This is a genomic window from Aeromonas sp. ASNIH5, assembly GCF_002902865.1.
Lineage (GTDB): Bacteria > Pseudomonadota > Gammaproteobacteria > Enterobacterales > Aeromonadaceae > Aeromonas > Aeromonas caviae.
In genome coordinates this window covers 662,203-676,100 of the sequence record NZ_CP026122.1, presented here as the reverse complement: position 1 = coordinate 676,100, position 13,898 = coordinate 662,203, and the positions used below count along the sequence as shown (strand labels likewise).

The following is a 13,898-nucleotide window of genomic DNA, read 5'->3' as shown; positions in this document are numbered from 1 at the left end:
GGTTGTGGCCCCCGGTGCCCTGACTGGCGGCATCACGATGACGTCGGCAAGCCACTGATTTATGTGCGGTAACCGTTCACCTCAGCATAACGACAACATAATGGGGAGTTAATGGTGATTGATTCAGTAAAACAGATCCTGGCCGAATTTAAGCCGGCAGGATGGGGCAAGGATCTGGTCGCGGCCGGTTTTGTGCGTTCCGTCGAGCGGCACGAACAGACCCTGGCCATCACGCTGGTGCTGCCCTTTGCCGGCCAGTCCCTGTTTGAACAGATCAAAGAGGAGTTCGATGCCCGGCTGCGCAGCGCAACCGGCGCGACCCGCATCGACTGGACGGGGGAGATAGACGTGGCCAGCATGCCCCGCGCGCAGCAACTGGCGGCGGTGCAGGGGATCCGCAATATCCTGGTGGTTGCCTCCGGCAAGGGAGGGGTGGGCAAGTCCACTACCGCGGTCAACCTGGCGCTGGCGCTGCAAAAAGAGGGGGCGCGGGTGGCCCTGCTGGATGCGGACATCTATGGCCCCTCCATCCCGACCATGACGGGGACCCTCAAGGAGCGCCCTGTCAGCTTTGATGGCAAGTTGATGGAGCCGGTGATGGCCTGCGGCATCAAGAGCAACAGCATCGGTTATCTGGTGGCCGAGCAGGATGCCACCATCTGGCGCGGTCCCATGGCGAGCAAGGCACTCGGGCAGATCCTTCACGAGACCCGCTGGGGCGAGGTGGACTACCTGGTGGTGGACATGCCCCCGGGCACCGGCGATATCCAGCTGACGCTGGCCCAGCAGGTGCCCACCACGGCGGCGGTGATCGTCACGACGCCCCAGGATGTGGCGCTGGCAGATGCCCGCAAAGGGATTGCCATGTTCAACAAGGTCAATGTGCCTGTGCTTGGCATCGTCGAGAACATGAGTTACCACGTCTGCAGTGCCTGCGGGCATCACGAGCCGTTGTTCGGTACCGGCGGTGGCCAGAAGATGGCGGAGCAGTATCACGTTGCGCTGCTTGGTCAGTTGCCGCTGCATATCGACATTCGCCAGCACATGGATGATGGCTGCCCCACCGTGTTCGGTGCGCCGGATGGCGAGCTGTCACAGACTTACCTGAAACTGGCTCGCCGGGTAGGGGCCGAGCTCTATTTCAGCGCAAAACCGATTGCGACCCCGCTCTACACGGTGGCGCTGGACGAATAATCGGCGTTCGGCCAAGGGGGACGGATTTGGGGTGGGCATGGCCACCCCTTTTTCATATAATGGATTGGTTTAAACAATCCCCAGTGCTCTTCTCTTTAGGTATTTTCAATGTCTGATACTCAACATTCCTGCGTGATCATCGGTATTGCTGGTGCATCCGCGTCCGGCAAGAGTCTTATCGCCCAAACCATCTATGAAGAGCTGGTGGCCGAGCTGGGAGCGGGTCAGATTGGTGTGATCACCGAGGATTGCTACTACCGTGATCAGACCCACCTGACCATGGAAGAGCGGGTCAAGACCAACTATGACCACCCCAATGCCCTGGATCACGATCTGCTGGTGCAGCATCTGACCCAGCTGACGCAAGGGGAGGCGGTCAACATCCCCCAGTATTCCTATACCGAGCACACGCGCATGACCGAGGTCACCACCTTTGCACCGCGCCGTGTCATCATCCTCGAAGGGATACTGCTGTTGACCGACAGCCGCCTGCGCGAACTGATGGACGCCTCCATCTTCATGGATACCCCGCTCGACATCTGTTTGCTGCGTCGTCTGGTGCGCGATGTGCAGGAGCGCGGTCGTACCATGGACTCCGTGCTCAAGCAGTATCAGAAGACTGTGCGTCCCATGTTCATGCAGTTCATCGACCCGTCCAAGCAGTATGCTGACGTGATCGTGCCCCGTGGCGGCAAGAACCGCATCGCCATCGACATGCTCAAGGCGCGTATCCGCCATATGTTGATTGGTTGAGAGAAAACAAGCCGGGTGATGCCCGGCTTTTTTTAATGAATCTTTTGTCAGGAGAGTCGCAGAATGCGTCTTTGTGATACCGATATCGAACGGCACCTGGATGAAGGCAAGATCGTCATCGAGCCGAGGCCCGGTGTTGAGCGGATCAGCGGCGTCAGCGTCGATGTGCTGCTGGGCAACGAGTTTCGGGTGTTTCGCGATCATACCGCGCCTTATATCGACCTTGGCGGTACCAGTATCGAGATGGCCGATGCCATCGAGCGGGTGATGAGCGAGGAGATCCACGTGCCGGACGGTGAAGCCTTCTATCTGCACCCGGGTCAGCTGGCGCTGGCGGTGACCTATGAATCGGTTACCTTGCCCGCCGATATCGTCGGCTGGCTGGATGGTCGCTCCTCCCTGGCTCGCCTTGGCCTTATGGTGCACGTCACCGCCCACCGCATCGATCCGGGCTGGTCCGGTCGCATCGTGCTGGAGTTTTACAACGGCGGCAAGTTGCCTCTGGCCCTGCGTCCCAAGATGAAGATCGGTGCCCTGAACTTCGAGATGCTGTCAGGTACCGCGGCTCGCCCGTACAACAAACGGGAAAATGCCAAATACAAGAGTCAGCAAGGGGCTGTGGCCAGCCGGATCAACCAGGATTGATTCCCGCACCGTGCGGCTTGTCTATCGAGGAGGGTGCCAAGGCACCCTCTTTTTTTATCTGACAAAAGGAAACGGGCGTGCCGAGCGGGTTGAAAAGCGGCCTTTTTCGGGACATTGAGCCATGCTCAGGCTTTGATTGGCGCCTATCCACAGCAATGGAATGGACTTAAATTAATCCTCGACAAGCCCCGTTCCTACAGGCCCTAAGACATTTTCTGACGGAATGCCCTTTTTTTTTTTTGCTGAAATATTTCAACAACGGGTATGGCGCATCGAGCCTTCTGGCATAATCCGCCGCAACTCATAAACAGGTTCGTTTTTATGTTTGAAATGTTTAGTGGTTTGGGTTTGTGGTGGTCAATCGGTTTGGTATTGGCCGTTTTTTTTGTGCTGGCCTATGAATTCATCAACGGCTTTCACGATACCGCCAACGCGGTAGCAACGGTTATCTATACCAAGGCGATGCCGGCTCATATGGCGGTGGTGGCTTCCGGTCTGTTCAATTTCGCCGGTGTCATGCTGGGTGGATTGGGGGTGGCCTACGCCATCGTTCATCTGCTGCCCATCGATCTGCTGCTTGGCATGGACTCCACCCAGGGTCTGATCATGGTGTTCTCCCTGCTGTTCTCGGCCATCGTCTGGAACCTGGGAACCTGGTACTTCGGCATTCCGGCATCCAGCTCCCACACCCTGATCGGTTCCATCCTGGGGGTAGGCGGCGCCTATGCCCTGATCAGCCATCAACCCCTGAAAGAGGGTATCAACGTCGGCAAAGCCATCGACATCATGCTCTCTCTCATCATTTCTCCCACCGTGGGCTTCATCATTGCCGCCTTGCTGCTGTTCGCCATGAAGCGCGTATGGCTTGGCAGCAAGATCCACAAGACCCCGGAAGAGCGCCTGCTGGTGGACGGCAAGAAGCATCCACCGTTCTGGGCCCGTGTCACTCTGATTTGCTCCGCCATGGGGGTGAGCTTCGTACACGGTTCCAACGATGGCCAGAAAGGCATCGGTCTGGTGATGCTGGTGCTGATCTGCATGGCGCCTGCCTATTTTGCGCTGGACATGAACAGCCGCTCCTATGATCTGGACAGAACCCAGGATGCCAACCAGCGCATCATGGAGATCTACCAGCGTAACCAGGATCAGGTCTCCCATCTGGTGAACTTCAGTGTCCCTGCCAAAGCCCAGGAAGAGCTGATGAGCCACTGTGCGGCAGGGGAGGCCCTGCAGGCCATGGCGACCCTCGACAAGCGTCTGGGCCAGGTGCGCACCTACGAGGAGATGAACCTGGTGGATCGCCGCGAGGTGCGTCGTCTGCTGCTGTGCATCGACGACACTGCCCGCAAGGTCTCCAAATTGCCGCTGCCGGCCAAGGAGCTGACCGATCTCGCCAAATGGCGCAAGGATCTGACCGCCACGGCCGAATATGCGCCGACCTGGGTCATCGTGTCCATCGCCCTGGCGCTCGGTTGCGGCACCATGGTGGGCTGGCGTCGTATCGTCTACACGGTAGGGGAGAAGATCGGTTCCACCGGCATGACCTACAGCCAGGGCATTGCAGCCCAGATCACGGCCGCCGCGTCCATCGGGATTGCGAGTCTGACCGGGATGCCGGTGTCCACCACCCACATTCTCTCCTCCGCGGTGGCGGGGACCATGGTGGCCAACAAGTCCGGCCTGCAGAGCCAGACCATCAAGACCATTCTGCTGGCCTGGGTGCTGACGTTGCCGCTCACCATGCTGCTCTCCGGCGGTCTGTTCCTGCTGAACAACCATCTCTTTGGCGGATAATCACGACAGTCATTGGAAATAAAACAAGGGCCTTCGGGCCCTTTTTTGTTGCCTGGTGAATATCACGTCATACGGCAATAGTTCAATGAGTGATAGTTGTATGCCATCAGACAAGAAGTTAAACAGCAATATCTATCGCCTCGTTTGTTTCTCTACATCCCTGAATCACCCTGTTGTACACAGTGAGGGCAGCATCCTTGTTACGAGCTGACGCTTGCACGTGAAGCTGAAGGGAGGGCGTCCAACTGGTCTATGATCCTCACCAGAAATGATGAGAGTGAAGAGTGCCACAGGTTGCCCTATGTCTGGCATTCGCGTTCAACCTGGGCTGTCTCAGCCACCACTGAACACACCGACAGTGAACCAAAGGGGGAACGCTGCCAGACTGTTTGCCAATGGCATCATATGCTGTCAATGCACGGACCTTATCGACAAACCTGAGCATGTCGTGATGCTTTGACAGAGATGAATCCTCTGTCTGGTGTGTTATTCACGTCTTGCTTGGACTGGGTGTGTGTGGCCGCTGAACATCGGGAAAGCGGCGGATATCGAACGGGCAGGGAGGGAGAGCAAGGCGATGTCAGCCCCAATAAAGAGACAAAAAAAGAGCCACACGATGTGTGGCTCTTTATTCAGACTAACGAGTCTGCTCAGGGGCGACCGGCCGGGCTGGTTGCCACGTTGCTGGCAGCGGTGCTGCCACCGTGGCGACCGGAGGTCACGACTTCACTGCGTACCAGGGGAGCGTACTCCACGGGTTCACGGGGTGTCGGGGCAGGAGCTGCAGCCGGCGTTGCCATGGGGGCATAAGCCTTGCGGGCACGGGCCAATACACCGGCACCCTTGCTGACCTTCACTTCGGGGCTGGTTGCTGGCTCGGTTTGCACCACGGCAGCCGGCATCTCGACGACCTCCGCCTCGGCGGTGGCAGTCTCCTCAGCGATCACGACAGGTGCCGCTTCAGCAACCGGTGCAACCTCTTCTGGGATGGCCTCCACTTGCTGGGTCTGCTCGACAGCGTCGATCACGGCGACAGGTTCGTCATGAGAGGCGGTGTCGACGATAGGTTCGACCATCTCGGGTTCGACAACTGCCACTTCGGCGACGGGTTCAGCGTCTGCTTGCGCAGCCTGTTCAACTTCGTCAGTGGAGGGCGCGTCCACTGCCTGGGCTGCCAGTGCTTGCTCTGCCGCTTCCTCAGCAACGGCTTCAGCCACCACGTGTTCGGTCAGTGCGGCGGAGGCCTGCAGGGCGGCAGCAACCGCTTCTGCGCTCGGAATGGTGATGACAGGCACAGCCGGTTCTTCCACCTTCACCTGAGCCGCATCGGCCTGGGCCGCGGTAGTCAGCTGCACTTCGCCTTGTGCTTCGTCTTCACGCTGGCCACGAGCCTCTTCGTTGATACGCTTGCGACGTTGCCCTTCGATACGCTGATTGCGCGGGGTACGGCGGGAACGACGCTGACCTTCGCCTTGCTCTTCTTGCTGCTCAGCAGCGGCTTGCACGTCGGCGACATCGGTGACGACGTGTTCGTCAGTCGGCAGGGCAGGGGTGTCGGTTGCGGCGACATCGACACGGATCTGCTTGCGCAGTTGGCGACGTTCGCGGCGCTCAGCCACTTTCTGCTCTTTCTCCTGACGCGGTTCAGCGCTGGCGACCGCAGTATCAACGGTATCAACCGCCTCGACGATCACCTCGGCACGGGGTTCGCGGGGGGCGCGAGGTTCACGAGCCGGACGCGGGGCACGAGGTTCGCGCTCCTGGCGGGGTTCGCGAGGCTCACGCTCCATGCGCTGTTCGGTGCGCACTTCGCCACGGGGTTCCCGTTCCTGGCGCGGTTCCCGCTCTTGACGAGGCTCACGCTCTTTGCGCGGGCGACGACTGCGATCACTGCTCTCGCGGCTGGCTGCGCCTTCACGCTTCTCGCCGGCCTCGGCATTGCGACTGCCGCGGTTGTCATCGCGACGGCCACGTTGACCACGGCTGCGGGATTCATCGCGCTGGTGACGGTGCCCGTCATCCTTGCGAGCTTCGCGCTGGGCGGCCGGTTTGTCGGCAGGCGCCTTCACTTCGGCCGGAGTCGCATCGGAGGAGGTACCGAACAGGCCGGAGAAGGCCTTGGCCAGCTTGCCAAAGAAGCCGACTTGTTCTGCAACCGGAGCGGGAGTCGCAACAGGAGCCGGGGCGGCGGGCGCAACCGGCTGGGGAGCCGGGGCAAACCCTTGCAGCAGCGGCTGTTCGCGCTCGACTACCTGAGCCTGGCGCGGCTGATAGACCGGCTTGGCAATCTCGGTTTTGAGCTCGTAGCTGGCCGCTTCCGGGATCTCGTTCTGACGGATGCGGGTCACTTCGTAGTGCGGGGTTTCCAGATGCTGGTTCGGAATGATGTAGACACGCACATCATTGCGCTGTTCCAGATTGGCGATGGAGGTACGCTTCTCGTTGAGCAGATAGGCGGCCACATCGACCGGCACCTGGGCATGAACCTGCTCGGTGTTGTCCTTCATGGCCTCTTCTTCGATGAGACGAAGGATGGACAGGGCGAGGGATTCGTTGTCACGGATGACCCCCTGACCCTGGCAACGGGGGCAGATATGGCTGCTGGACTCGTTGAGGGAGGGACGCAGACGCTGGCGAGACATCTCCAGCAGACCGAAACGGGAGATACGGCCCAGCTGGATACGGGCACGATCCTGATGCACCGCTTCACGCAGACGGTTTTCCACTTCGCGCTGATGGCGAACCGGGGTCATGTCGATGAAGTCGATGACAATCAGGCCACCCAGGTCACGCAGACGCAATTGACGGGCAATCTCGTCTGCTGCTTCCAGGTTGGTCTGCAGGGCGGTCTCTTCGATATCGCCGCCCTTGGTGGCGCGGGAGGAGTTGATATCGATGGAGGTCAGTGCTTCGGTCGGATCGATGACGATGCTGCCGCCGGAGGGCAGGCGCACTTCGCGCTGGAAGGCCGATTCGATCTGGCTCTCGATCTGGAAGTGGTTGAACAGGGCGACATCGCCCTTGTACAGCTTCACGCGATTGAGAAAATCGGGACGGACCAGCTCGATATGCGACTTGGCGCGCTCGAAGATGACCGGGTTGTCGATCAGGATCTCGCCCACATCGCGACGCAGATAATCACGGATGGCGCGCACGATGACGTTGCTCTCCTGGTGAATGAGCACCGGAGCGGAACGTTGTTGTGACGCCTTGTGGATGGAGTCCCAGTGATTGAGCAGAACGTTCAGATCCCACTCCAGCTCTTCCGGGGACTTGCCCACACCGGCGGTGCGCACGATGAGGCCCATGCCGTCCGGCACGGTCAGTCCGCTCAGGGCTTCCTTCAGCTCGGTCCGCTCGTCACCCTCGATGCGACGGGAGATGCCGCCGGCACGAGGGTTGTTCGGCATCAGCACCAGGTAGCTGCCAGCCAGACTGATGAAGGTGGTGAGGGCTGCACCCTTGGTACCACGCTCTTCCTTGTCGATCTGGACAATGACTTCCTGGCCTTCGCGGACCACTTCTTTGATGTTGGGACGACCCTGATAGGAGTAACCGGAGGGGAAGTAATTGCGGGCGATTTCCTTTAACGGCAGGAAACCGTGGCGTTCGGCGCCATAGTCAACAAAAGCAGCTTCGAGACTGGGTTCTACTCGGGTGATTTTGCCCTTGTAAATGTTCGCTTTTTTCTGCTCGTGTCCCGGACTTTCAATATCCAAATCGTAGAGCTGTTGTCCGTCAACCAGCGCTACGCGCAACTCCTCTTCCTGAGTCGCGTTGATTAGCATTCTTTTCATTGAGTTCTCATTATTTTGTCATTTTGATTCCTCCACTGGGTCCTGCCGGCGCCGGCCTCGGGTCTTCAGCATGCTGGGGCAACCTCCCGGTTGGGGTATGCATGAGGCGCAAACTAAGGGCACTCTGGTTCAGCCTTCTCGAGAGGGCGTGAATTAAGGATACCGATGTGGAGACAATTTACGTCGGCTCTGTTTGTGTTCTCCATGCGTTGTACCTCGCACCCGGGAACCGTCATGTTCTTGTATACACGGTGTTTCGGGATTGGGTGGCATACATTTTGGCCACTTAGTACAAGGCTTGAACACAATGACAAAACCTTGTTTATTATCCCATTTAAACCACTTTTATAGCAAGACGCCATTTTTTAACAAAGCATGGAGCCAAGGGCTGTCAGCGGTGTTAAAATCCGCGCCATGACACAGATACATCAACAAGTGCAGCTGCTCACCATCGAAGCTGAGCATGACGGGCAGCGCATCGACAATTTTCTCAAGACTCAGTTAAAGGGCGTCCCCAAGAGCCTGATTTATCGCATCCTTCGAAAAGGGGAGGTGCGGGTCAACAAGAAGCGCATCAAACCGGAATACAAGCTTTGTGCCGGTGACGAGGTGCGGGTGCCCCCCGTGCGTGTGGCCGAGAAGAATGAGTTGCCTTCTGCCAACCTCGGCAGCATCCAGCGTCTGGAGAGCCAGATCCTGTTTGAAGACGATGCCATGATAGTGCTCAACAAGCCGTCCGGCATGGCAGTGCACGGCGGCAGCGGCCTCAGCTTTGGCGTCATCGAAGGGCTGCGTGCCCTGCGCCCCGAAGCCCGTTTCCTCGAACTGGTGCACCGGCTGGATCGCGACACCTCCGGCGTGCTGCTGGTTGCCAAGAAGCGCAGTGCCCTGCGCAGCCTGCACGAGCAGTTGCGGGTCAAGACCATGCGCAAGCAGTATCTGGCGCTGGTACGTGGCCAGTGGCAACCCCACGTCAAGGTGGTCAATGCGCCACTTCGCAAAAATGATCTGCAATCCGGCGAGCGGGTGGTGCGGGTCAGCAGCGATGGCAAGCCCTCCGAGACCCGGTTCCGGATTGCCCGTCAGTTTGCCGAAGCCACCCTGGTCGAGTGCAGCCCCATCACGGGCCGCACTCACCAGATCCGTGTCCACACCCAGCACGCCGGCCATCCCATCGCCTGCGATGACAAATATGGTGAGACCGGGTTTGATGAAAAAATGCGGGGGCAGGGGCTAAAGCGTCTGTTCCTGCACGCCTGGAAGCTCACCTTTACTCATCCGGTGGATGATCGAGAGATGCAGGTGGAAGCGCCATTGTCACCGGAGCTTGAGGCGTTCCTCGCCAAGCTGCCACGCTGACAACCATGAAAAACGGGAGCCAAGGCTCCCGTTTTTCATGGCAGAGTTCTTGTTATGGCAGAGCCAGGCCGTGGCGACCCAGGAGATCAACCAAGCCTATCAGGGGAAGACCGACAAGGGTGTTGGGATCGCGCCCCTCCAGCGCCTTGAACAAGACGATGCCCATTCCCTCGCACTTGAAGCTGCCGGCACAATCCAGAGGACGTTCGGCCTCCACATAGCGACGGATGGCGGCTTCATCGAGCGAACGAAAATGCACGGTGAAAGGCTCGACGAGCTGCTCGGCATGGCCATTCGCAGCATTGATCACACAGAGCCCGGTGTAAAAGATGACGCGCTTGCCTTGTGCCCGCAGCAACTGCTCGACCGCCTTCTCCACCGTGCCGGGCTTGCCGAGGATCTGCCCGTCACAGACGCACACCTGATCTGAACCGATGATCAATCCTTGATCACGGTCAGCAGCAACGGCATTCGCCTTGGCAAATGCCAATCTGCTGACCAGGGCTTCTGCGGTCTCCCCGTGTCGCGCTGTCTCATCGACTTGAGGCGCAGCACAGTGAAATGGCTGACCGAGTTTTTCCAGCAAGGTTTTGCGGTAGGACGAGGTGGACGCGAGGATCAAGGAAGGCTGCATGTTTTGATGATATCCATTTATAAATCAATTGGTTGATTCTATCTGTGCAGATGGGGCCACGCAAACAGGAGATGTCTACAGCGGGACTCGCCTAATTAGCGGGAAGCATGCATGCTGATGGAACCACAGCACAAACACAAGAGATCGGAATTGAGCGTGATGACACGATATGCGGCCTTGGTCATGGCACTGATCTCCTTCGCCAGCTGGGCAGGGACATGGCAACTTCGTCAGGGGGATGAGGGGGTGATGCTTTGGACCCAGCCACATCCTCCGACATCTTTTCAGGCCTTACGTCTGGAGATGCGCGTGAATGCCGATCCTGGCGCGCTGATCACGGTGCTGCGCAACACGGCGCGCCATGAAGAGTGGTTGCCCCAGAGCCGTGAAGTCAGGGTGCTGGCCAGATCTGGTCCCGACGATGATCTGGTCTATACCCGCCTGGCGTCTCCCTGGCCGGTGCAAGACAGGGAGCTCATCACCCGCTCCCATTTGAGTCGACGCATCGATTGCGGCCTGACTCTCGAGGTGTGGGCAGAGCCGAATGCCCTGCCATTGCATGCAGGGCTGTTCCGGATCCAGGAAAGCGCTGGACGGTGGGAGGCGCTACCCCAACGGGATGGCAGCACACTCGTTCGGCTCGAAACCTATACCAACCCGGGCAACAACTTGCCGGGCTGGCTGGTCAATCCCATTGCCATCAAGGCTGCCGTGGGCAGTTTCAAATCCATACGCCGACTGATGGAAGCCGAGCCCAGAGTGGCTGCGACACCAGGCCTGCTGGGGAGCGACCCGCGCTGTTCTGCCACCTGATGAGACACCAAGGAGCACATCCGGTGGACAGACAGGGGAGGGGAACAGGATCCTGTGCCAGATCCTGCACGATATGGCATAATCGGCCACCGATGAGCACAAGTTCCTCTTGCAGGGGCCTGTGAAGGTAAAATCATCGGCGGTAAGGACTTTTTCCTTTGACTATCCCTTGTTGGACCTATAATATTCGCGCCCTATGCAAAAGGTGAAGTTGCCCGTTAAGGTTGATCCAGTCCGTAATGCCTTGAAGCTACTCGATTATGTCGGGATAGTGGAAAAGTCGCAGATGCCCAGGCTGGAGGAATCAACCGAAGGCTTGCGAAGTGATGTGGATGTCACACTGCACTTTGGCAAAGATGTCCAGAAGTTGACCGTTATGAAAGGCACTGCCCATGCCAAGGTCGACCTGGTTTGCCAGCGTTGTGGTGAGACGTTTGAACACCTTTGTGAAGCTAGTTTTATTTACACTCCGCTGTTCGAAAGAACAAACGAGGAAGAACTGCCGGAAGCTTATGAGCCCATTGAGTTGGACGAAAACGGCGAGATAGATCTTCATCAAATCCTGGAGGATGAACTCATCCTCTCGTTGCCTCAAGTAGCCATGCATCCGGTGGATGTGTGTCCCAGAGGAAACATGGAGATGACCTGGGGTGAAATCGAACCTGCTGATGAGCGGCCGAATCCCTTTGCAGTTCTTGAAGCGCTCAAACGTAAGTGAATTTTAGGAGTTAGCCTACCATGGCCGTACAGCAGAACCGTAAAACCCGCGCCAAACGTGGCATGCGTCGTTCCCACGATGCGCTGACCACCGCTGCCCTGACTGTTGATCAGACCAGTGGCGAAATTCATCGTCGTCACCACGTGACTGCCGATGGTTTCTACCGCGGTAAAAAGGTAATCGCTTAAGGATTGCCTTTGTCTACGCAAACTGTCGCGCTAGACATAATGGGGGGAGATATCGGCCCCTCGGAAACAGTGCCTGCCGCCGTGCAGGCACTGTCTCTTCTACCCCAGCTAAAACTTGTTCTGGTCGGTGATCAACACCAGACCGCCCCTCTTCTGCAGCAACATGGCTTGCTCAACCACCCTCGCGTTCGTCTCGTGCATGCCTCCCAGGTCGTGGGCATGGGCGAAAAGCCTATCGTGGCGCTGCGTACCCTGAAAGACTCCTCCATGCGCGTGACCCTGGATCTGGTCAAGAGCGGCGCTGCCGATGCCTGTGTCAGTGCAGGCAACACCGGTGCCTTGATGGCCATGGCCAAGTGCGTGCTCAAATCCTTGCCCGGTGTTGACCGGCCAGCCCTCATCAAGGCGCTGCCCACATTGGGTGGAAAACGGACCGTGATGCTGGATCTGGGTGCGAACGTGAGCTGCGATGCCGACACCCTGCTGCAATTTGCCGTGATGGGCGCCGTGGTCGCAGAGAAGGTCGAGGGGATACCTTCACCCAGAGTGGCACTGCTCAACGTGGGGGAGGAGGAGATCAAGGGCAACGACCTGGTGCGCCACAGCGCCGAGTTGCTGCGCCAATGCTCTGCCCTGAATTTTGTCGGTTTCATTGAGGGGGACAGGATCTTCAGCGGCGAGTGTGACGTGATCGTCTGCGACGGTTTCGTGGGCAACGTGGCGCTCAAGACCGCGGAGGGGGTGGTGCGGATGATGGCCGAACTGGCCGGATATCCGCGCAAAAAACGCAGTTTTCTTGGTCGACTCGCCGGATTTATGTTCAAACGGCGTTTCTCTTACCTGAACCCCGACCAGTATAATGGCGCGAGTCTGTTAGGATTGCGCGGCATTGTGGTAAAAAGCCATGGGCGGGCCGAGCGCCGCGCTCTGTGTCATGCGATTCTGCTGGCCGCACAAGAAGCCAGACATCAACTTCCATTGCAAATTGCAGATCGCCTTGAATCTGTCTTTTCCGACAGGGATTTATAAAACTCTATGCATAGCAAAATTCTGGGTACTGGCAGTTATCTGCCGAGTTCGGTTCGTACCAACGCCGATCTTGAACAGATGGTTGAAACCAGTGACGAATGGATCGTGGAACGCACCGGGATCCGTGAACGCCGTATCGCCGGAGCCGACGAAACCGTCGCGACCCTTTCTCATCAGGCGGCCTTGCGTGCGCTTGATGCGGCAGGTCTGACTGCCGCCGATCTGGACATGATAGTGCTGGCCACCACCAGCGCAGAGAATGCCTTCCCAGCTGCTGCCTGTGAACTGCAGGGGCTGCTTGACGTACCGGGGATCCCGGCGTTTGACGTAGCCGCCGCCTGTGCCGGCTTTACATATGCTCTCGCCATCGCCGATCAGTTCGTCAAATCCGGCGCTGCTCGCCACGTGCTGGTTGTCGGTGCGGACGTGCTGTCACGCATGTGCGATCCCGAGGATCGCGGCACCATCATCCTGTTCGGGGATGGGGCAGGGGCCGTGGTCATCGGTGCCAGCGACACTCCTGGCATCCTCTCCACCCATCTGCATGCCGATGGCCGTTATGGCGAGCTGCTCAAACTGCCGCAGCCCCGTCGCGGCATGCCGGGTGCCGAGCTCGAAGCCTACATGTACATGAAGGGCAACGATGTCTTCAAGGTGGCGGTGACACGCCTTAGCGAGATCGTGACCGAAACCCTGGCTGCGGCCAACGTCGAGCCGAGCGAGCTGGACTGGCTGGTGCCCCATCAAGCCAACTTCCGCATCATCAATGCCACCGCGAAGAAACTCGGCATGGGGCTCGACAAGGTGATCCTGACCCTGGATCGTCATGGCAATACCTCCGCGGCCTCCGTGCCCATCGCCTTTGATGAAGGGGTGCGTGATGGTCGCATCAAACCCGGCCAGCTGGTCCTGCTGGAAGCCTTCGGCGGCGGTTTTGCCTGGGGCTCTGCGCTGGTTCGCCTCTGATACCGAGC

Annotated in this window: 12 protein-coding genes; 10 read left to right on the top strand and 2 right to left on the bottom strand. The window is 58.6% G+C overall.

Annotated features, from left to right (window positions below; all coding sequences use genetic code 11):
* The first annotated feature begins 111 nt into the window (after positions 1-111).
* The 4 genes from apbC to C2U30_RS02995 all read left to right on the top strand — a co-directional run bounded on the left by apbC (position 112) and on the right by C2U30_RS02995 (position 4,386).
* A complete protein-coding gene (apbC, locus tag C2U30_RS03010) occupies positions 112-1,194 on the top strand; it encodes an iron-sulfur cluster carrier protein ApbC (protein WP_103243127.1) in 1,083 nt (360 codons plus the stop codon).
* A 108-nt stretch (positions 1,195-1,302) separates the two neighbouring features.
* Entirely contained in the window at positions 1,303-1,947 is a 645-nt protein-coding gene (gene udk, locus C2U30_RS03005) for a uridine kinase (protein ID WP_010674731.1), read from the top strand.
* Between the two features lie 63 nt (positions 1,948-2,010).
* Positions 2,011-2,592, top strand: coding sequence for a dCTP deaminase (gene dcd, locus C2U30_RS03000; protein WP_045524859.1), 582 nt, complete (start codon positions 2,011-2,013; stop codon positions 2,590-2,592).
* 321 nt (positions 2,593-2,913) lie between these two features.
* On the top strand, positions 2,914-4,386 hold the full coding sequence (locus C2U30_RS02995) for an inorganic phosphate transporter (protein ID WP_045524860.1): 1,473 nt from the start codon (positions 2,914-2,916) through the stop codon (positions 4,384-4,386).
* A gap of 650 nt (positions 4,387-5,036) precedes the next feature.
* On the opposite strand, the gene rne is transcribed toward C2U30_RS02995, so the two are convergent.
* Positions 5,037-8,183, bottom strand: coding sequence for a ribonuclease E (rne, locus tag C2U30_RS02990; protein WP_103243126.1), 3,147 nt, complete (start codon positions 8,181-8,183; stop codon positions 5,037-5,039).
* A 414-nt stretch (positions 8,184-8,597) separates the two neighbouring features.
* Between rne and rluC the strand changes: the two genes are divergently transcribed.
* A complete protein-coding gene (gene rluC, locus C2U30_RS02985; RefSeq protein ID WP_201901065.1) occupies positions 8,598-9,542 on the top strand; it encodes a 23S rRNA pseudouridine(955/2504/2580) synthase RluC in 945 nt (314 codons plus the stop codon).
* A gap of 52 nt (positions 9,543-9,594) precedes the next feature.
* On the opposite strand, the gene C2U30_RS02980 is transcribed toward rluC, so the two are convergent.
* Positions 9,595-10,176 (bottom strand): Maf family protein, encoded by a 582-nt coding sequence (locus C2U30_RS02980; protein ID WP_103243125.1) that lies wholly within the window; start codon positions 10,174-10,176, stop codon positions 9,595-9,597.
* A 309-nt stretch (positions 10,177-10,485) separates the two neighbouring features.
* Between C2U30_RS02980 and C2U30_RS02975 the strand changes: the two genes are divergently transcribed.
* The 5 genes from C2U30_RS02975 to C2U30_RS02955 all read left to right on the top strand — a co-directional run bounded on the left by C2U30_RS02975 (position 10,486) and on the right by C2U30_RS02955 (position 13,890).
* Positions 10,486-10,989: a hypothetical protein gene (locus C2U30_RS02975; RefSeq protein WP_103244633.1), complete on the top strand. Its 504-nt coding sequence runs from the start codon at positions 10,486-10,488 to the stop codon at positions 10,987-10,989.
* 196 nt (positions 10,990-11,185) lie between these two features.
* Positions 11,186-11,707, top strand: a complete 522-nt coding sequence (gene yceD, locus C2U30_RS02970) for a 23S rRNA accumulation protein YceD (protein WP_029314532.1) — start codon at positions 11,186-11,188, stop codon at positions 11,705-11,707.
* A gap of 20 nt (positions 11,708-11,727) precedes the next feature.
* On the top strand, positions 11,728-11,895 hold the full coding sequence (gene rpmF / locus C2U30_RS02965) for a 50S ribosomal protein L32 (RefSeq protein ID WP_005300935.1): 168 nt from the start codon (positions 11,728-11,730) through the stop codon (positions 11,893-11,895).
* 9 nt (positions 11,896-11,904) lie between these two features.
* Positions 11,905-12,924 carry a phosphate acyltransferase PlsX gene (plsX, locus tag C2U30_RS02960; protein ID WP_041215168.1) on the top strand — a complete coding sequence of 340 codons (1,020 nt, stop codon included), beginning with the start codon at positions 11,905-11,907 and terminating at the stop codon, positions 12,922-12,924.
* Positions 12,925-12,930: 6 nt separating this feature from the next.
* Positions 12,931-13,890, top strand: coding sequence for a beta-ketoacyl-ACP synthase III (locus tag C2U30_RS02955; protein WP_010674740.1), 960 nt, complete (start codon positions 12,931-12,933; stop codon positions 13,888-13,890).
* The last annotated feature ends 8 nt before the right edge of the window (positions 13,891-13,898 follow it).